Below are 19,545 nucleotides of genomic sequence, written 5' to 3'. Positions count from 1 at the left end.
ATAATTAGAAAAAAAAAGGCAAAATTAATATAAACTGTATTACTTTTTCTTAAAATATAGTTTACTAATGTTTTTCTGCTTGAGCAATCTTTTAAAAATTGAGAAGTAAAGCATGAGGTAAAAAATGACAAAATATTGGGCTAAAAGATTTAGAAATATCATTTTAACAGGTATGCCAGCAACCGGCAAATCAACTTTTGGCAAGCTCTATGCTCAGCATAGTGAACGCTTTTTCCTAGATTTTGACGCATTTATAGAATCAACAACAAAAAAAACAATTCCTCAAATTTTTTCGCAAGAAGGAGAAGAGGGTTTTAGAAACATAGAAGACAAAATTCTTCTTAAATTAGAACGAAGACATAATTTTGTTATCGCTTTTGGAGGTGGGACCTTATTAAAACCTGAATCTATAGCTTTTGCTAGGAAATTAGGATTAATAGTGATGCTTGATTTGGATTTGACTGAAATTGCAAAAAGAATTTTTGCCCAAAAAGAAACCAGACCCATGTTTTCACATTGCCAAACTTTAGATGAAGTACAAAAAATAGTTAATGAACTCTATATTCAAAGAAAAGATGCCTATGAACAATCAGATGTTATTATTAATGCTACTTACAATACATTTGACTGCTTAAAAATGCACTTGTCTATGATTGAAAAAAGAGCTGGAAATAGAGAATACATGCAAGATGTTTTTAATATTATGAATAAAAAAACAAGGTATCAAAGCAAATGGTCAGAAAAAGAGGAAGAGTTTTCTGAAGAACAAATGTCTCCATGAATTTAGTTGCAATTAGTTTTTAATTTTTTTCATTGCTGATTCATTTTTTTGATCTTTATTTGAACAGTACTTCTTGCTAATCCAAAAGTCTTAGAAAATTCTGAAATACTTTTTTTATTTGTAGAGTTAAATAATTCAAATATTTTTTCAAAAAGTTGTACTTCTAATTCTTCAAATTTATAATATTCTCCAGACTTATTTTTATAAAATAATTTTATATACCCTACATTTTCTATCTTATTATTCAAAGAATAATAATTATCTTTACTTTTCATTAAAATTCGTTCAGGTATTCCAAGCGGGGTAAGAATTTTATTTACATGATGCTCTGTCATTGCTCGAAGACAATTTCTTAATTCTCTAACATTTCCTTCAAACCAAGGAAGTTGACATAAAACATTTAGAGCAGTTTCTTCGATTTGATAAGGCCCACCTCGCATAGTTCTACAAAAAAAATATATTAAATCAGGAATTTCATTTCTTCTTTCTCTTAAAGGCATTAACAGAATTTCTGTTTCACAAAGTCGCTGCCATAAATCATTTCGAAATTTACCTTCTTGAACCATTTCAGATAAAGAAACATTTGAAGCTGCAATAAAACGAACATTGATTTTTCTTGCAACAGAATCACCAATTCTTGTTACCTCTTGATTTTCAATAGCTCTTAATAAGGCTATTTGGGCACTATCTGATAAGCTTGCAACTTCATCTAAAAAAAGCCAGCCACCAGATGCAGCCTCAAGTAAACCAACTTTATTATTTAAAGCTCCAGTAAAAGAACCTTTAACGTACCCAAACAATTCACTCTCCACTAAATTAGGTGCAATGCTACCACAATTCATTTTTACAAAAGGTAATTCTTTAATGTAATCTTCAAATAACTCAGCAACAACTTCTTTACCTGTACCTGATTCTCCCTCAATATATACTGAGGTTATCGCTGAATGAACAATTTGTGGAATTCTTCTGCTAATTTTTTTAATTGTTTCTCCTGAAAATTTTTTACTTAAATTTTCATCTTTTTTATTTAAAAAAATAATTCCTCTTTTGTTAAAAATAGTTGTTCTTACAAGAAGTAATTTTTCAACTAAATTTTGATTATTCATTTTTTTTGATATAAATTCATCTGCTCCAGCTCTTAAACTTTGGAGAATAGTAGACGGATCATCTAAGTTTGAGCTCATTAATATAATTGCATTGGGATGGAATTTTTTTACTTCTTTAACTAAAGATATACCTGTAATATTTTCTTTTTCCGAAAGATGAATATCTAAAATTACAAAATCAACAAATTTTAATTTTGTTAATGAATTTTTAAATTCTGTTCCATTTAAGCATGATGTAATTGCAAATTTTAGATTATTTTTATTTACTTGAAGATTTCTAGCAAAGCTTCGCAATTCGAGAATATCATCATCAACGTGAATAACATAAAAAACATCTTTATCTAAATGATATTGATGTTTTATTGCCATACCACCACCTAATAAAATAAAAATATTGTGCAGAGGTGAATTCGTTACTTTTATGTAATTCTTAAGTTATTTTTTTGGGTTTTTTAGGAATAGCACAACCATGACACTCACCATTTGAACATGATGAGGATTTTAATTTCTTTGAATTTTCTTTATTTCCAAAAATTTCTTTTAACTTCCATTGATATATTAAATAACTGATAGAAGTTAGGACAATAATGAAAACAAGAATATGCTGGAACATAGCTCTCTCCTAATGTAGCAAAGTAATCTTAAGAAACAAAATACTTAGCTACATGAAAAACAACAAACGAGGCAAAGTAAGCTAAAGCAAATAGATAAACAAACATAATAATTGGCCATTTCCAAGAATTAGTTTCTCTTTTAGTTACTGCCAGAGTAGACGCACACTGAGGAGCAAATACATACCAAGTTAGAAAAGCTAAAGCAGTTGGCAATCCCCAAGAACTTCCTATTGTCGCAGCAAGGCCTTGTTGTAAAGCTTCTTCGCTACCACTAATTGCATAAACGGTTCCTAGAGTTGCCACAGCTACTTCTCTAGCAGCCATTCCAGGAATAAGAGCAATGACGATTTGCCAATTGAATCCTATGGGTGCGAAAATCGGAGCAAAGAATTTACCTAACATTCCAGCAAAAGAATAATCAATTGCTGCTTCAGTAGCGTTTTCTGGCGCACCTGGGTAGGTACTTAAAAACCAAATTATAATTGTTAAAGCCAGAATAATTGTTCCTGCTCGCTTTATAAATACAAATGCACGTTCTAATAATCCAAATAAAATATTCTTTAAACACGGCATACGATAAGAAGGTAATTCCAACATCAAGGGATGCAATTCACCCTTTAAAAAGAATTTTTTAATAATAAAAGAAACGATAAGTCCAGAAAAAATTCCTGCTGCATATAAACCAAACATCACCAATCCTTGTGAATTGATGAAACCTAAAAAAGTAACAGAAGGAATAAATGCTGCAATGATTAAAGTGTAAACTGGAAGTCTAGCAGAACAAGTCATTAATGGTGAAATTAAAATAGTGATCAAGCGATCGTTTTTATTTTCAATAGTTCTTGAAGCCATAATTCCTGGAATCGCACATGCAAAACTCGACAATAAAGGAATAAAAGCCTTCCCATGTAAGCCAACTCCACCCATAAGTTTATCCATTAAAAACGCAGCTCTTGCCATATAGCCCGAATCTTCTAATAAAAGAATAAAGAAAAATAGAGAAACTATTTGAGGGACAAAGACCAGCACTCCACCAACACCAGCAATTAATCCGTCATTTATTAAACTTTTTAAAACACCATCAGGCATGGCAGCTGCTATCCAATGCTGTAATGCAGCCATTCCAGCTTCTATCATTTCTTTTGGATATTCTGGTAAAACAAATACTGCTTGAAAGACAACAAATAGTGTGAACAAAAGAGTTAAAACTCCCCAAAAAGGATGGAGTAGTAATGAATCTAATTTTAGAGTCCATTCTGAAACGTTACCTTGCTTTCTATTAGCTTGACTTAATATCCGTTCAACTTCTTTATGATATGCACGAACTTCTTGAGCTATAGGTTCTTTCCAATTAACTGCTTCTTTGTCAGATTTTGTTTCTTTTTCAAGTTCACCTTCAACTGCTTTTACCAAATCAACGATACCATTTTTCTTAATAGCAACCGTAGGAATAACAGGAACACCTAATTCTTTAGATAAAATATTAATATCTATATCATAGCCCCTTTTTTGAGCTACATCCATCATATTTAATGCTAATACAATAGGCTTTCCTATTTTCTTCATTTCTAGCACAAGGCGTAAACCTAAATGGAGATTGGTCGCATCTGCTACACAGACAATAGCGTCAGGTATGGCTTCATCAGTTACTTTTCCTAACACCACATCCCTTGTTACTGCTTCATCAGGACTACGTGCTCTTAGACTATAAGTCCCAGGCAAATCTAAAATTTTTATTTTTTTTCCTTGAGGAGCAATAAATACACCCTCTTTTCTTTCAACAGTAACACCTGAGTAATTTGCAACTTTTTGACGAGCACCTGTTAATGCATTAAATAAAGCAGTTTTCCCGCAATTAGGATTGCCAACCAATGCAATTCGAGGAGTGGATAGTGAATGTGTAGACATATTAATTAAGCTTTCTTACTAAAATAGCTTGTGCTTCTTTACGGCGAATAGCAACAAGTGAACAGGAACGAAGCAACACAGCAATTGGATCTTTCCCAACAAACCCTTCATGTTGAATTGTGAGCTCAGTTCCTTCAACAAAACCCATTTCCAATAAACGCCTTTCAAGCTCACCTTTAGGAAGAGTATGTTTTTCATTTAAATATTCTTCAGTAATTTTTATTACTTCAGCTTTTTCCCCTTTTTTTAATTCAGATAAAGGAACAACTGGTATTTTTAAATTATTTACCAATGGATCAGAAGAAGATATTTCATTCTGATGCTTCAGATGAGAAGGGGGAAACATAAGAATGCTCCATAACTTTTTATTATTACTTAAAAAAAACAAAAAACTAATGACTTACTAGCTTTTGTAATTGAAAACTAGCATTGATGATAACCATTATCAATATGATGTGGGAGATAAATTATAGACAATTTTGCCAGAATGTTGGTTATGACAAAATATTTTTTATGTAAAAGGGTTAAAAGATTTAACCCTAGTAAGAAAATGCCCTCACCCTTCAATAGGGAGAGGAAAATAGATTTACTAATAATTCAGCAGAACCAATGTACTAAACTTTTGATTTCACCTTTAAAGCAAAGAAAGCTATATACAAGTAGCAAATTAATGGAACAATATAGCTGATATGAATGTTGATATGATCGACAACAAATGCTTGTAGCGGTGGGATAAGGGCGCCGCCAACAATAGCAACACAGATAATACCAGAAGCTTTTTCCATGTATTTCCCTATTGATTGTGTACAAAGAACAAATATCGTTGGGAACATAATAGAGTTGAAAAAGCCTACTGCTATGATGCTATACATTGCCAAATGACCTGTAGCAAACACAGTTACAGTTACCAAAAGTGCTGCCGCTATGGCATGAACAAATAAAACTTTATGTGGTTTTACTTTTGTTGTAACAAAAGCTCCAATAAAACGTCCTACCATTGCTCCACCCCAATAATAAGTTAATAATTGCGCCGCTTTTTGGTGACTCATATTACCAATTTCAGAGGAAGAAATGAAGTTAACCATGATACTACCAATAGAAACCTCTGCTCCAACATAAACGAAAATTCCTATTACACCCAGCACTAAACTTGGATAATCAAATAATTTAAATTGGGATTCTTCATGCGAAGTTAAAGTACTTTTAGCAGGTTTATTAGCTGGAAACTTATAAAAGGCTAGAGCTACAGCTATTAAAATTGCAAAAGCCGCTAAACCTAAATAAGGAATTTCTACTGCATGAGCAGCTTTAATAAGTTCTTCTTGAGTTTTTACAATACCTTCGGCCGGATTAGTATCTGATAGTATTCTTGACCCCAATAAAGGAGCAAGTGTTGTCCCTAAAGAATTTAATCCTTGCGCAAATATCAGCCTACTTGATGCTTTTTCAGGTCCACCCAAAATAGTTAAATAAGGATTTGCCGCCACTTGTAAAATTACTATTCCGCTTGCTAGAATAAATAGTCCACCCAAAAAGAAAGTGTAAAACATATAATCAGCAGAAATAAAAAATGACAAACAACCTAGGGTCGTTAATCCAAGACCAATAATAAAGCTGAGCTTATAACCATATTTAGAAATAAGTTTACTTGCAGGGATAGAAATTAAAAAATAAGCTCCAAAAAAGGTAAACTGCACCATTGAAGCTTCTGTGTTTGTTAAATTAAAAACTTCTTTTAAATGCGGTACAAGAATATCATTCAAGCATGTAATAAAACCAAAAAGGAAAAACAGAGTTGAAACAACACCAATGGCAAATGTGTGACTTTGCTGATTTTGCACAACATTATGCTGATTTGGCTGAGGAAACTTCACAGCAGAAACCATTAAAAACCTCTTAAATCTAATAATTCAATAAATGGATACCTCTAAAATACATCCAAGGATTTACTATCATAAACCCAAAGCATCTTAAAAATATTCACAGGGAGTTCACTTAGAGTTTTTATTTTTTATTGACTAAAAACAACAATGAAATAAAATAGGCATAGATATTAATAGGATATATTTTTAATATGAGACTTAAAAACACTTAAAAAATATTATAAATACAATTAATTAAATGTTTTAAATACAATTAATTGTAAATTTTTATCCAAAATTTTGTGAAATTGAAGCTTGTGCCGCTGCAAGCATGGCTATAGGTATCCGAAAAGGTGAGCAACTTACATAGTTTAACCCAATTTTATGACAAAACTTAACACTAGAAGGCTCTCCACCATGCTCACCACAAATTCCCAATTTAATTTCTGGTTTTTGTTTTCTACCAAGCTCACAAGCTAACTCAACAAGTCGCCCTACACCTTCTTGATCAAGAGAAGCAAAAGGATCTTCGACTAAAATACCCTCTTGCTTATACACCCTTAAAAAAGGAGCAGAGTCATCTCTACTAAATCCGTAAGTAGTTTGAGTTAAATCATTTGTTCCAAAACTGAAAAAATCGGCTTGAATCGCTATTTTATCAGCTATTAATGCAGCCCTAGGGACTTCAATCATAGTTCCAAAAGGAAAATGTGGCGCTATTTTTTGCAATCTATTTCTTAACCATTCAAGTTCTTGCTGAATACCAACCAAAGGAATCATAATTTCTGGTAACACTTTTTTCCCTTGATTTTTACAAATTTCAACAGCTTCTACTATTGCTTTAACCTGCATTTCATAAATTTCTGGATGTGATATTCCTAAACGACACCCTCTGTGTCCTAACATTGGATTTGCTTCGTGCAAACTTTTAACTCTTTGCTTTATATCATCAGCCGATAGTCCCAATTGATTTGAAAGGGTCATCATGTCCTTGTCAGTGTGCGGTAAAAATTCATGTAAAGGCGGATCAAGAAGTCTAATAGTTACCGGTAGATTCTCCATGGCACTTAAAATTGCAACAAAATCATCTCGTTGAAAAGGTCGCAATTTTTCTAACGCTTCTTTCCGTTCTTGAATATTTTTTGCAAGGATCATTTGTCTCACAAATGGCAATCTATTTTCATCAAAAAACATATGTTCAGTTCTGCACAAACCAATCCCTTCAGCACCAAAATTTCTCGCAAAGGCTGCATCTCTTGGAGTATCCGCATTTGCTCTGACACGCATCGTACGATATTCCTTCGCCCAAGCCATGAATGTAACAAAATCAGAACTGAGCTCAGCATTTTTTGTTTCAACTTTCCCAAGCATAACCTCACCAGTTGAACCATCCAAGGTCATCCAATCACCTTCCATAATTTCAATACCAGCAACTCTGACTGATTTATGGATTTGTGAAATACTTAAAGAAGAACAACCTGCTACACAACATTTTCCCATCTGTCTGGCAACAACAGCTGCATGCGAAGTCATTCCACCCCTTGCTGTCAGAAACCCTTGAGAAGCGTACATGCCCCCAATATCTTCTGGCGAGGTTTCATCCCGAACAAGAATGACTTGCTCTCCCCTAGCGGCCCAGCTTTCAGCTTCCACTGCAGAAAATACAGCTCTACCAGAAACAGCTCCCGGAGATGCAGGTAATCCTTTAGCAATGACTTGCTTATGCGCTCTTGGATCGAGTGTTGGATGAAGTAATTTATCCAAATCTTGGGGATTTACTTTTAATAAGGCTTCCTGCCTTGAAATTTTACCTTCGTTAGCTAAATCTATTGCAATTTTTAATGCAGCTTGGGTTGTTCTTTTTGCGTTTCTTGTTTGGAGTAAATAAAGTTTCCCTTGTTGAATGGTAAACTCGATATCTTGAACGTCTCTGTAATGATTTTCTAACTTGTCCCGCACTTCTAAAAGCTGTTCATAAACATGAGGCATTTCTTTTTCTAATAAATTCAAATTTTTAGGAGTTCGAATACCAGCTACAACATCTTCACCTTGAGCGTTTAAGAGATATTCTCCATAAAATATGTTTTCCCCAGTCGATGGATCTCTTGTGAAGCAAACCCCCGTTCCTGATTGATCTCCCATATTTCCATAAACCATCGAGCATATATTAACTGCAGTACCCCAATCATTTGGAATAGAGTGAATTTCTCTATATTTCTTAGCTCTTGCACAATTCCAACTCTTAAATACGGCAGCAATGGAAGACCAAAGTTGTTCTGATGGATCTTCTGGAAACGGTTCATGAAAATGCTTAACGTATATTTGTCTAAAAATATTACATATTTCTATTAAGTCTTCGGCAGATAATTCTGTATCTTCGTTCAAACCCCGTTGATTTTTATAGTTTTCTAAAGCATCTTCCATATGATGTGTTTCAAGTTCTTTTACAACATTTGAATACATCTGGATAAATCTTCTATAGGAATCATACGCAAACTTAGGGTTTTGAGTTTTTTTAGCCAATGCTTCCACAGTGACTGTATTTAGTCCTAAGTTTAAAACAGTATCCATCATACCCGGCATGGAAACTCTTGCCCCAGAACGAACACTAACAAGGAGAGGATTTTCAATGTCAGCAAATTTAGCTTCCATTATTTTTTCAGTCTTTTTCAAGGCTTCAAGAACTTGTTCTTTTAGTTCAGGAGAAAAAGAAGCATTATCATGCAGATAATCCAAACATACTTTTGTAGAAATGGTGAAACCTGCAGGAACTGGCAGCTTCAAAAGTGTCATTTCAGCTAAATTTGCTCCTTTACCACCAAGCTCTGATTTCATAGAAGCATTTCCATCAGCTAAACCACCACCAAAAAAGAAAACTAATTTCATTCAGAGAATCTCCTTGTCATAATGAAATAGACGTAGCATCTACAATCGTACTTTATAGCATTAACTCAAGTTCTTATAATTGTAAATTGACAATTATTTCTTAGGCAGTGTAAATAAATTATACAATTTCTCTATGTCTAAAAGAATGATTGAAAAAAATCCAATTTATTAGGAAATTAGAAAAATATTTTATTTTTTTGGGAAAGGATGATTTCTTTTTTTATCAATAATAACATTGCTTTAAAAATTTTTGCTCAAAACGAAAGCTAATACTTGAACATCTGCCTATTTTCTATTAGCTCTTTTTATAAGCAAAGGGTGTTTAGTCTTTCAACAAACCTTGGAAGAAAGACAAATCATTATACCTTGTTTTCATTAACAAAAAGACAAACAAAGGTTGGCATTGAACTTGCTGACCTAAACTTAAACGTATTTGATGGAGTTTAAACTATGGGTGACGTAATCGACATTTTCTCTAAAAAAATTCTGAAAGATAATTCTGCAGTTGCAAAAAACAATCCAGTTGATGAGCCAAAGTCTCATTTTGAAAAACAAACGCAACGTAATAAAGCAAATCAAGAAAGACTACGGAAAGAACGCGAACAAGCAAACAAGAATGTAATAAAAAGCTATCGAATCAAATAAAGCTGAAAGGACGCTATTTTAAAAAGCGTCCCAATTTTAACTTGCCTTTTTTTATTAATTTTAAGCAGAGGAAAAAATGCTAAATAATTCTTTCAATCCTAAAAGGAATATTCTTGATTTTGAAATGTTTAAATCAAGAAAAAAAGCTACAGAAAATAAACTGCTATTAATAAAACAGAAGCATAATAATATTATTCTTTTTAAAGATTCAAAATTACTAGAAGAAGTTGAGTTATCAAACAAAATTCATAATATTAAACAAAGCGTTCAAAGAATCAATAAGCTTATTGAAGAATTAAGACAAATTTCAGACAAACCAAATAAATAATATTCCCATAAGTTGTCATTCCCTCAATTTACTGTAAAAACAAAACGGCATAGAATTTTTGTATTTAGATCGTTTTGGAGAGGTTAATGATATGGGAAGCATACCATTTTACGCAAAAAGATTTGTATCTGGCTCTAATTTTGAAGAAGCTTTTAACATAGTTGAAAAATTAAACCAAAAAAAAATATCTGTTACTTTGGATGTTCTTGGTGAAAATATAAAAGAAAAAAACCAAGCTCTAAAATTTACCGAAGAATATGACTTATTATTAAAACGCATTGCTGAACAAAAACTTGATAGTTACGTTTCTGTTAAATTAACTATGCTTGGACTTGATATTGATCACGAATTTTGTTTTGAGAACTTATGTAAAATTCTAAAAACAGCAGATCAATTTAATTGCAGAGTTGCTTTAGACATGGAAGGAACTGACTATACTGAAAGAACTTTAGCAATGTATGAACGTGCAGCAAAAGATTTTTCAAGTCCTGAAATTGTATTGCAAGCTTATTTACATAGAACTGAAAATGACATTAATAGAGTAATTGCTGCTAATGGAAAATTGAGACTTTGCAAAGGTGCCTATAAAGAACCCGTCGAAAAAGCTCTTCAAAAAATGCCTCAAATTGTAGAAAATTATAAAAAACTCATTCAAAAACTACTTGTTGATGGCAAAAGAGTTTGTATTGCAAGTCATGATGATGAAATAATTGATTTTTGCATGCAATTCATTGAAAAAAATAACATTCCAAAAGATCGTTATGAATTTCAAATGCTCTATGGGATGCGTGAAAAAACTTGGTCAAGAATTCGAGAAAAAGGCCACAATATGACAATTTATGTTCCTTATGGCGAAGATTGGCAAGCTTATTATTCAAGAAGGCTAACTGAAAGAAAAGAAAATGTATTTTTTGTTTTAAAAAATTTATTTAAATCATAACTTCTATTTTTTGATTTATAAATAAATTTTATTTATCTTTCCTAATTATTTTATGTAAATTTTATATATCTATATCAATAATAAGAAATCCATCGCAAACTTGACACTAATCCGCTCGCTAGTTTAAAAGTCTCCTAAATTGCATTGTGACTGCAGTTCAAAACTTAAGGAGTACAACCAAGTGACACCAAAAAGAAATATAGGTTTATGGGGAGTTACTTTAGCTGCAATTGGCAGCATGGTTGGCTCTGGTTGGTTATTTGGTCCACTCTATGCAGCACAAATGGCTGGCCCTGCAGCAATTATGTCTTGGCTAATTGGCGGTTTTTTCTTTGTATTTATTATCTTAGTTTTTTGTGAATTAGCTGCAATGTTTCCTATTATGGGAGGCTTAACTAGTTATTCATTTTTTACGCACGGAAAATTTACTGGAATTATTACTGGTTGGATTTATTTTCTTTGTTTTGCAACCATTGTTCCAATTGAAGCTTTAGCGGTCATTCAATATGCAAGCACTTATATTCCAACTCTTACCGTAACAGATGCCGCTGGTAAACATGAGTTATCAATCATAGGATATATTTCTGCTGCTTTTACTTTGTTTATCATGATATTTATCAATAGATTTTCAATTAAGTTTTTAACAAATACCAATTCTTTAGCAACAATCTGGAAACTTCTTGTTCCTTTAGGAATTGCGATAGTTTTTATTTCACATAGCAATAGTAATTTTGGGAATTTAACTCAAACACAAGGTTTTTTACCATATGGATTTGAAGGCATTATGTCGAGCCTTTCTGTAGGTGGAATTATTTTTGCTTTTGGTGGTTTTCAAAGTGGAATTATTTTAGCTGGAGAAACCCAAAACCCGCAGAGAAATATCCCTCTCGCAACAATAACTGCTTTAGTTATTGTAACAATTTTATATGTCCTTATTCAATTATCATTTATTGTTGCGGTGCCAAACCATCTCTTACATGATGGCTGGAGACAATTAAATTTTACCGGAGATCTTGGTCCGTTCGCAGGATTAGCTATTGGTTTGGGTCTCACGTTCATTGGTATTTTATTATATATTGATGCTATTATTTCACCATTTGGCACAGGTTTGATAATGACATCGACTACTGCGCGTGTAATGCATGGTTTAGGCACAATGGATGCTGCTCCCAAATTTGTAACAAAATTAAATAAAAATGGAGCACCTGAAAATTCATTATGGTTATCTTTTGTAGTTGGATTAATCCTTATTTTTCCTTTTCCAGGTTGGAAAGAGATGGCTGCATTTTTAACCTCTTCCTACGTAATGACATTATCTGTGACACCAATTGCATTAGTTGTTTTAAGGGAAAAATATCCTCAATATAAAAGGCCATTTAAGCTTCCTTTCTATAGAGTAATTGCACTAACAGCGTTTTCGATTTGCGGCCTTATGATGCATTGGATAGGTTTTTCTGTGTTAATCCGTTTAACTGGAATTATTCTATTTTTAATCGCTTTATATTCTTTTTTACTTTATAGAAAAAGAAAAAGTCAATTAAAAACTTTAGACTTAAAAGGATGTATTTGGATACTCATTTACTTAATGGGATTTACTTTGATAAACTACTTTTCTGTTTTTGGAAATGGTATTGGAACGATGAGCACTTTAAAAAGCAATATCATCGCTGTTATTTTTAGTATTGTAGTATTTTTTATTGGCTGTAAATTTTCCTTAAATAAACAACAAATAATAAAAAATATTCATGAAATAAAAGATTAGATAATTTATGACTCTCAAGCTTTAAAAGAATAGATTTATCTTTATTATTGAATCCTCTATATATAAGTATTTTTTTCTAGCTCAACCAAGCAATAAATTCAGCAGCTAGGATTTTATGTCCGTTTTTTTGTCCACGTAATGACATTTCAAGTTTAGCAGCCACAATAAAAAAATGAAATAATTTTTCTTTGGTCAAAACATGCATTGCTTTTTGGATACGAGCTTGAGCAGGATATGGGATAAATGCTTTTTCAAAAGATGCTTTTAAGTTTTTTGATTCCTCATAATGCTTTAGCACAGAAGCTACTTGTTTTAAAAAATACACTACAGCCATTAAAATACTAGTTGCTTCCTGTCCGCAAGCTTCACATTGTGACATACGCAATTCAATTAAATACAAATCCCCCTTGGCAATTGCGTCAACCACGTGAAAACCATTTATTTCTGGATTTCCTGCCATAGCTTCTGAAAACTTGAGCCCTGTTTTGTCCATTAATGAAAAGTGCAAGTCGCTAGCAATTAAATCTGATGAATAGGTTTCTATTGCAACTTGCAGTAAAGCAGACATCTCAGCTTTGTTCAGTCTTTGAAGTGTTGGGTATCGATTCATTAGAACTTCTAGAGTTTTATAAAGTTCTAAATCATTAGGCTCATAGCAAAGATAAACCATTCCCCATTGCTGAAAATCATTTAGTTTAATAATGTTTTTATAGGACATATTTGCCAAAAAATACGCGCTAGTTTCTTGTACCTTTGGCAAACGTTGGAGATGTATTTTTTCTTCTTCCCACTGTTTAGCTGTTAACTTATCAGGTAAAACAACTATGCTTTTTTGCTGTGCAAAAAATAAAGTTCCAGATGCAGCATATTCAACATAATCTGTGATTGCCGTTTTTCCAGAGAAAGAAGGAACTGACCCCTGAACTTCCTTCGCCAATTTTTCTTCGATAATTTTTTTATAAATGGAATTATCACTGAGAATAACTTTTATATTCGGTGATTTTTCTTGTTCTAACAGGAGTTGCAATAACTTAGAAGCTTCAATTCTTTGCATAAATCTCCTTTTTGTTGCAAAATAAAGAAAAACTCTCACAGAACGTCGACAATAATTTGGTGCGAAGCAGTTGTGAAGTATTTTTTTGATAAAATTTTCCGTATACTTGATCACAAAGTTTAAATTCGTTAAACCTCACTTGGTTTTTTATTTTTGACCTATAGTTAATACAGGTGAACCATGGAACATTCGGTTGAACTTCAAGGCAGGGACCCCGTCGATAAAAGACCTGCTCTTGTAACTGGAAAAGATCCTTCTTTTCATATGGTAACTCAAACTGTTGCCCCCCTTGCAGGACGCAAAGTAGGACCTGGCTGGCATATTGCTTTTTTATTGTCTTCCCTTGGTGTTGGACTTTTAACTGTTTCACTTGCATATCTATTCTGGGAAGGAATTGGAACCTGGGGAAACAATAACAGAGTTGACTGGGCGTGGGATATTACAAACTTTGTTTTTTGGATTGAAATTGCCCATGCAGGAACACTTATTTCAGCAATTCTCCTATTGTTCCGGCAAAAATGGCGGACATCAATAAACCGTTTAGCTGAAGGGATGACTATTTTTGCAGTAATGGCCGCAGCAATTTTTCCGGCTGTACATATTGGTCGTCCGTGGTTTGCCTATTGGCTATTTCCCTTACCAAACCAAATGTCAATGTGGAATAACTTTAAAAGTCCGCTTGAATGGGACGTTTTTGCTGTAAATACTTACTTAAGCATAGGTGTAATTTTTTGGTTTGTTGGTATGATTCCAGACTTTGCTACATTAAGAGACAATGCGAAATCGAAAATTGGTAAATTTGCTTACGGACTCGTTGCCTTAGGCTGGACAGGTTCAGCGCGCCAATGGGTAAATTATGAAAGAGCGTGTATTTTACTTGCAGGCATTGCAACTCCAGCCGTTTTCTCTACTGCTGGAATCGTTTCTTTAGACTTTGCAACTTCTATTTTACCAGGCTGGCATGCTACAATTTTCCCCCCCTATTTTATTGCTGGAGCTATTTTTTCTGGATTTTGTTTGTGCTTAAACCTATTAATTATGGTTCGCTCCATTTTTAATTTTAAAGATTTAGTAACTGCAAGACACATAGAAATTTGCGCAAAATTTATTTTGTTTACTAGCATCATTATGGCTTATGTTTATATTATAGAATTTTTTACCGTGTTTTATAGTGGAAATCCTTACGAACGCTTTTGGAACTGGAATCGTATTTTTGGACCATATGGCTGGGCTTATTGGTCTATGGTCATTCTGAATATCGCTATTCCGCAAACTTTCTGGTTTAAAAAAGCTCGGAATAATATTATTTGGCTTTTCGTCGCTGCTATTTTAATCAATATCGGGATGTGGCTTGAAAGATTTGTTCTAATAGTAACAACTTTAAGTCGTACGTTTATGCCAAGCTCTTGGGGTTACTTTATTCCATCATTTTGGGATATTTCTTTGTTTATCGGTTCCATAGGTTTGTTTTTCTTTCTCTTCTGTTTGTTTGTTAGATTTTTGCCAATGATAAATATGGCTGAAGTAAAATCTGTCATGCCCCAAGCAGATCCACACTCTAAGCATTAAGAAAAATATTCTCGTTTATTTGCAATTAAAATGTTCCTAAATATTTTTAGGAACATTTTTTGTATCCTTTAACTATTGCAATATTGATAATGAACGTCATAATTTTTTCAATCCATTTTTAGTTACTTTCTTCCTTGTTTATTATTCTTTGAACAATTAATCAAGGAGACTTATAATGCCCAAAAATTTATTTGCAAAATTATTATTTTTAATTTTCTTCTTAAAATTTTCCCTAAATACCTTTGCTCAAGAAGCAAAGATAAGTGCTAATAACTATTTTTCTCCTTACAATGACGTCACTGTAAACGCAGTGTGGTCGGATTGGCAATACTTTCCGCAAGGCCGACCAGCAGATCTTCTGCCTATTTCTCAACAAACCAATACAAAAGCTTACACCCTCGCTTTTATTCAGGCGGTAGGAAACTCATGTAAGGCCGCTTGGGCAGGAACGGAATCTTTATCTGTACAAAATAAATGGGGTATTTATTTAACAAATCAACTTATAACAAATTCAATAAAATATTTTATTTCTTTAGGAGGAGCGAGTGGCACAGACTTAAGTATAACCTGCTCAACTGTGGATAACTTAACTAAAGAATATGAAAATATAATTTCAACCTACCTGCCAAATGGACTTGACTTTGATCTTGAGGGGGCACTTCTTGCAAATCGTTCTGCCTTAACAAAGCTACTATTTGCAGTAAAACAAATTCAAAATGAGCATCCTAATATTTTAATTTCTTTTACCTTACCAACAATGCCAGACGGACTCACTGCTGATGGTCAATGGTTATTAAATTTAGCTGCAAAATTAAACATTAAATATAAAGTAAATATTATGACTATGGATTATGGCTATAATTACGATCAAAATATGGCTAATTATGCTATTCAAGCTGCAAATAGTTTATATCTTTTTTTAGAGAAAATTTATCCTAAATTTTCTGCTTCTCAGATTTGGAATCTGATTGAATTAACACCGATGATAGGTTTAAATGACGTTCGTTCTGAAAATTTTACTTTAACTGATGCATATAATTTAACAATATTTGCAAAACAAAATAACTTAGGTGGGTTGCATATGTGGTCTGTTTCAAGAGATAAGCCATGTACACTGGATTATGTCTCAATAAATTGCTCAAGTTTAAACAATCAAAAGTCTAATTATGAATACATGAAAATTTTTGCAAACTTTCAAAATCTTTCTTATATTAATTAATAAAATTGCTTTAAATGAACTAATTATTTACTTTATTCCTGTTAACTTATTCATAAAAAGTTCTGGAATTTTAATAATTTTATTATCCATAATAGTTACAAGCTTTGTTATTACTATTGCATTTATACTATTGTTTACTAAAAATTGCGTTTGCAATACAAATGAAACTGCTGAAAGTTCTAACAAGTATAATTTTAAATTTATACTTTCAGAAAAATAAATTGGTTTTTTATAGTCTACCTGAACAGATTTCGTGACTAATTGCATTCCTGGCATTTTATGTATTTGATTTTTAAAGTATGTGTATCTTGCTTCAATAGATAAATCAATATATTTTGAACTAGTTAGATGGTTGTACATATCAAAGTCACACCATCTAGGCTCAATAGTTTGATCAAAAAGTAAAATTGAATCTTGCACGTTCTAGTCTCCTTCTATCGAACTCAAAACATAAAAATATAAATTTTTCAAGTTTTTTTTAATCCAGTAAATACTGTATTCTTTTTTTATTATGTTACATTTGAGATAAATAGGGATAAAAATAATTTCTGAATCAATTTTCCTTTCTATATAAACATCAAGTATATTTCATTTCACCAAATGCTTTTCATAAATTTCTGTATATTCTTTAGTTTTCGTCCAAGAAGATAAAAATTGATTAAAGTTTTCCATCAAATCTTTATCTTTTAAACGAAATGCAACTCCAAAATATTCATCTTGTACTTCTGTATTTTTATAAATAAAAGAATCACTAAACTTAGAAGAAATATTAACTGCATTATTTGTATCGGTAAATATCACATCAATTTGATTATTTTTCAATGCATTTATTAAATCTACCGTTTCATTAAATTTTAAAATTTTTGCTTTTTTATAGTTTTTTCCCACATAAAAATCACTTGTATAACCTAAACGAACTCCAATTTTAATATTTTCAGAATTCAATTTCTCAAAACTAAAATCATTCAAAAGTGCAGAATTATTTTTTTTCATTAATGTACTAATACCGTCTTTAAAGTATGAATTACTAAAGAGCACTGATTTTTTACGTTCATCTGTTATTGTCATTCCTGAAACTATCATATCACATTTTTTTGTATTTAATGCAGGAATAATACCATCAAAATGATAATCAATTATTTCATATTTAACTTTAAGAAAGTTAGCATACGATTTAATCATATCAATATCAAATCCAACCCAACCATCTTTCCCATGGACAGAAAAAGGTGGAAATCCTCCAGCAGTACAGGTTGTAAATTTACTTTCAGTTTTTATTTTTTGAAAAGTTGAAAGCTCTTGTGCATATCCTTTACTTATCAAAAATCCACTTGAAATTAAGAATAGAGTAAATTTAATTAAATTATTCATTTTATCCCTCAGAATACTAGTAAGAAAGTTTTAAAATAGATGAATATAAATATGGAGAAAATAAATCACATTCTTTTTTATTTAGTGTTGAAAAATTTTTGTTACTTTCTATACAATATAAAATTATTTTTCCTATGCATTCATGTGCATCTCTAAATGGAACTTTATTTTTTACCAGTTCTTCTAAAAGTTTAGTCGCCCAAATAAAACTGTTTTTTGTTGCATTTTGCATATTTTCCACTTGAAATGACAAGCTTGTTAAAAATGGTGAAAATATTTGCAAACAAGATTTTATAGTATCAACTGTATCAAACAGAGATTCTTTATCTTCTTGTAAATCTTTATTATAACCAAGAGGTAAAGCCTTCATTACAGAAAGAATTCCTACTAAATTACCAAATACTCGCCCACACTTTCCTCTTATTAATTCTGGGATGTCAGGATTTTTTTTATTCGGCATGAGTGACGATCCTGTTGCAAAAGCATCATCCAACTTCACAAAAGAAAATTCTTCACTAGCCCAAATTATAATGTCTTCAGAAAACCTTGATAAATGCGTCATAATAATACTTGATACCGAAAGAAATTCCATAACAAAATCCCGATCACTTACAGCATCTATTGTATTTTCAATAGTACCTTTAAATTGAAGTTTTTCTGCTACATAAGCTCTATCTATTGGTAGATCTGTTCCTGCTAATGCACCTGCTCCCAGAGGACAAAAATTTAACCGATTTAAACAATCTTCTAATCTTGTTAGATCTCTGCTAAACATGGATATATATGCACCAAAATAATTTTCTAATTTAATGGGTTGTGCTCTTTGTAAGTGAGTATATCCTGGTAAAAGAATATCCACATACTTTTGTTGGCAAAATTTTAAAGATCTAATTGAATTCTCTAAAAGTAACAGAATTTCTTTAATTTCAGCTCTTAAATAAAGTCTTAAATCTAAAGCTACTTGATCATTCCTACTGCGCGCTGTATGTAATTTTTTAGCTACATCTCCAACTTCATTTAATAATAAATTTTCAATATTCATATGAATATCTTCTAGATCATTGGAAAAAATAACTTCTCCATGCATTACTTTATTTTTTATTTTTTCTAATCCTGATATTAACTGTTCTGCTTCTTTTTTAGTTATAATTTCTTGTTTTCCTAGCATTTCTGCATGTATTTGGCTTCCCCAGATATCGTAGTATGCTAATTTATAATCAAAAGAAATTGAGGCATTGAAAGTAACAGCAAGAGGATCTAAAGACTTTGTAAATCTCCCTCCCCAAATATTACTACCTTTAGAATTACTGTTCATATATAATTTCCTATATAGTTGTTTCACTGTATTTTTTAATATCATAATGAATATTTATTCATTATTTGGATAATTATTCAATTACCTTGTTTTTTTGATTCTGGCAAGAAGGAATTCATTTTTTTCTAAAATAGAAAATTTTTAAAATAGTCTGTATGCTACCAACCTCCCTTCCCTGTAACATC

17 protein-coding genes are annotated in these 19,545 nt (G+C 31.9%); 7 read left to right on the top strand and 10 right to left on the bottom strand.

Going from position 1 to position 19,545, the window contains the following annotated elements; translation table 11 throughout:
• Positions 1–124: 124 nt before the first annotated feature.
• Complete coding sequence (locus QEJ31_RS12020; protein ID WP_280590435.1) at positions 125–781, top strand: shikimate kinase; 657 nt, start codon at positions 125–127, stop codon at positions 779–781.
• 29 nt (positions 782–810) lie between these two features.
• Here the strand turns inward: QEJ31_RS12020 and QEJ31_RS12015 are convergent, their stop codons facing one another.
• From QEJ31_RS12015 to ppdK, 6 genes are all read right to left on the bottom strand, one after another.
• Complete coding sequence (locus QEJ31_RS12015) at positions 811–2,256, bottom strand: sigma 54-interacting transcriptional regulator (RefSeq protein ID WP_280590433.1); 1,446 nt, start codon at positions 2,254–2,256, stop codon at positions 811–813.
• A 61-nt stretch (positions 2,257–2,317) separates the two neighbouring features.
• Entirely contained in the window at positions 2,318–2,500 is a 183-nt protein-coding gene (locus tag QEJ31_RS12010; protein WP_280590432.1) for a hypothetical protein, read from the bottom strand.
• A gap of 28 nt (positions 2,501–2,528) precedes the next feature.
• Positions 2,529–4,409: a ferrous iron transport protein B gene (gene feoB, locus QEJ31_RS12005; RefSeq protein WP_280590431.1), complete on the bottom strand. Its 1,881-nt coding sequence runs from the start codon at positions 4,407–4,409 to the stop codon at positions 2,529–2,531.
• A 1-nt stretch (position 4,410) separates the two neighbouring features.
• Complete coding sequence (locus QEJ31_RS12000) at positions 4,411–4,755, bottom strand: FeoA family protein (protein WP_280590430.1); 345 nt, start codon at positions 4,753–4,755, stop codon at positions 4,411–4,413.
• A gap of 268 nt (positions 4,756–5,023) precedes the next feature.
• A complete protein-coding gene (locus QEJ31_RS11995; RefSeq protein WP_280590429.1) occupies positions 5,024–6,295 on the bottom strand; it encodes a sugar MFS transporter in 1,272 nt (423 codons plus the stop codon).
• 264 nt (positions 6,296–6,559) lie between these two features.
• Positions 6,560–9,157 carry a pyruvate, phosphate dikinase gene (gene ppdK, locus QEJ31_RS11990; RefSeq protein WP_280590428.1) on the bottom strand — a complete coding sequence of 866 codons (2,598 nt, stop codon included), beginning with the start codon at positions 9,155–9,157 and terminating at the stop codon, positions 6,560–6,562.
• A gap of 450 nt (positions 9,158–9,607) precedes the next feature.
• On the opposite strand from ppdK, the gene QEJ31_RS11985 reads away from it, so the two are divergent.
• The 4 genes from QEJ31_RS11985 to QEJ31_RS11970 all read left to right on the top strand — a co-directional run bounded on the left by QEJ31_RS11985 (position 9,608) and on the right by QEJ31_RS11970 (position 12,832).
• On the top strand, positions 9,608–9,802 hold the full coding sequence (locus QEJ31_RS11985) for a hypothetical protein (protein ID WP_280590427.1): 195 nt from the start codon (positions 9,608–9,610) through the stop codon (positions 9,800–9,802).
• 76 nt (positions 9,803–9,878) lie between these two features.
• Positions 9,879–10,130, top strand: a complete 252-nt coding sequence (locus QEJ31_RS11980) for a hypothetical protein (protein ID WP_280590426.1) — start codon at positions 9,879–9,881, stop codon at positions 10,128–10,130.
• A gap of 91 nt (positions 10,131–10,221) precedes the next feature.
• Complete coding sequence (locus QEJ31_RS11975; protein WP_280590425.1) at positions 10,222–11,070, top strand: proline dehydrogenase family protein; 849 nt, start codon at positions 10,222–10,224, stop codon at positions 11,068–11,070.
• Positions 11,071–11,251: 181 nt separating this feature from the next.
• Entirely contained in the window at positions 11,252–12,832 is a 1,581-nt protein-coding gene (locus QEJ31_RS11970; RefSeq protein WP_280590423.1) for an APC family permease, read from the top strand.
• Between the two features lie 76 nt (positions 12,833–12,908).
• Here the strand turns inward: QEJ31_RS11970 and QEJ31_RS11965 are convergent, their stop codons facing one another.
• Positions 12,909–13,886 carry a hypothetical protein gene (locus QEJ31_RS11965; protein ID WP_280590422.1) on the bottom strand — a complete coding sequence of 326 codons (978 nt, stop codon included), beginning with the start codon at positions 13,884–13,886 and terminating at the stop codon, positions 12,909–12,911.
• Between the two features lie 180 nt (positions 13,887–14,066).
• Between QEJ31_RS11965 and nrfD the strand changes: the two genes are divergently transcribed.
• Both nrfD and QEJ31_RS11955 read left to right on the top strand, forming a co-directional pair.
• A complete protein-coding gene (nrfD, locus tag QEJ31_RS11960) occupies positions 14,067–15,455 on the top strand; it encodes an NrfD/PsrC family molybdoenzyme membrane anchor subunit (RefSeq protein WP_280590421.1) in 1,389 nt (462 codons plus the stop codon).
• A 175-nt stretch (positions 15,456–15,630) separates the two neighbouring features.
• Positions 15,631–16,674 carry a chitinase gene (locus tag QEJ31_RS11955; protein ID WP_280590420.1) on the top strand — a complete coding sequence of 348 codons (1,044 nt, stop codon included), beginning with the start codon at positions 15,631–15,633 and terminating at the stop codon, positions 16,672–16,674.
• A 27-nt stretch (positions 16,675–16,701) separates the two neighbouring features.
• On the opposite strand, the gene QEJ31_RS11950 is transcribed toward QEJ31_RS11955, so the two are convergent.
• The 3 genes from QEJ31_RS11950 to argH form a co-directional block, all read right to left on the bottom strand.
• Entirely contained in the window at positions 16,702–17,094 is a 393-nt protein-coding gene (locus tag QEJ31_RS11950) for an acyl-CoA thioesterase (RefSeq protein ID WP_280590419.1), read from the bottom strand.
• Positions 17,095–17,262: 168 nt separating this feature from the next.
• Positions 17,263–18,045 carry a transporter substrate-binding domain-containing protein gene (locus QEJ31_RS11945; protein ID WP_280590418.1) on the bottom strand — a complete coding sequence of 261 codons (783 nt, stop codon included), beginning with the start codon at positions 18,043–18,045 and terminating at the stop codon, positions 17,263–17,265.
• A 16-nt stretch (positions 18,046–18,061) separates the two neighbouring features.
• Positions 18,062–19,360: an argininosuccinate lyase gene (gene argH, locus QEJ31_RS11940; RefSeq protein ID WP_280590417.1), complete on the bottom strand. Its 1,299-nt coding sequence runs from the start codon at positions 19,358–19,360 to the stop codon at positions 18,062–18,064.
• Between the last annotated feature and the right edge of the window lie 185 nt (positions 19,361–19,545).

The sequence above is a fragment of the Pigmentibacter sp. JX0631 genome (assembly GCF_029873255.1).
GTDB lineage: Bacteria > Bdellovibrionota_B > Oligoflexia > Silvanigrellales > Silvanigrellaceae > Silvanigrella.
The sequence above is the reverse complement of the archived record's forward strand: the minus strand, read 5'-3'. Positions and strand labels throughout refer to the sequence as shown.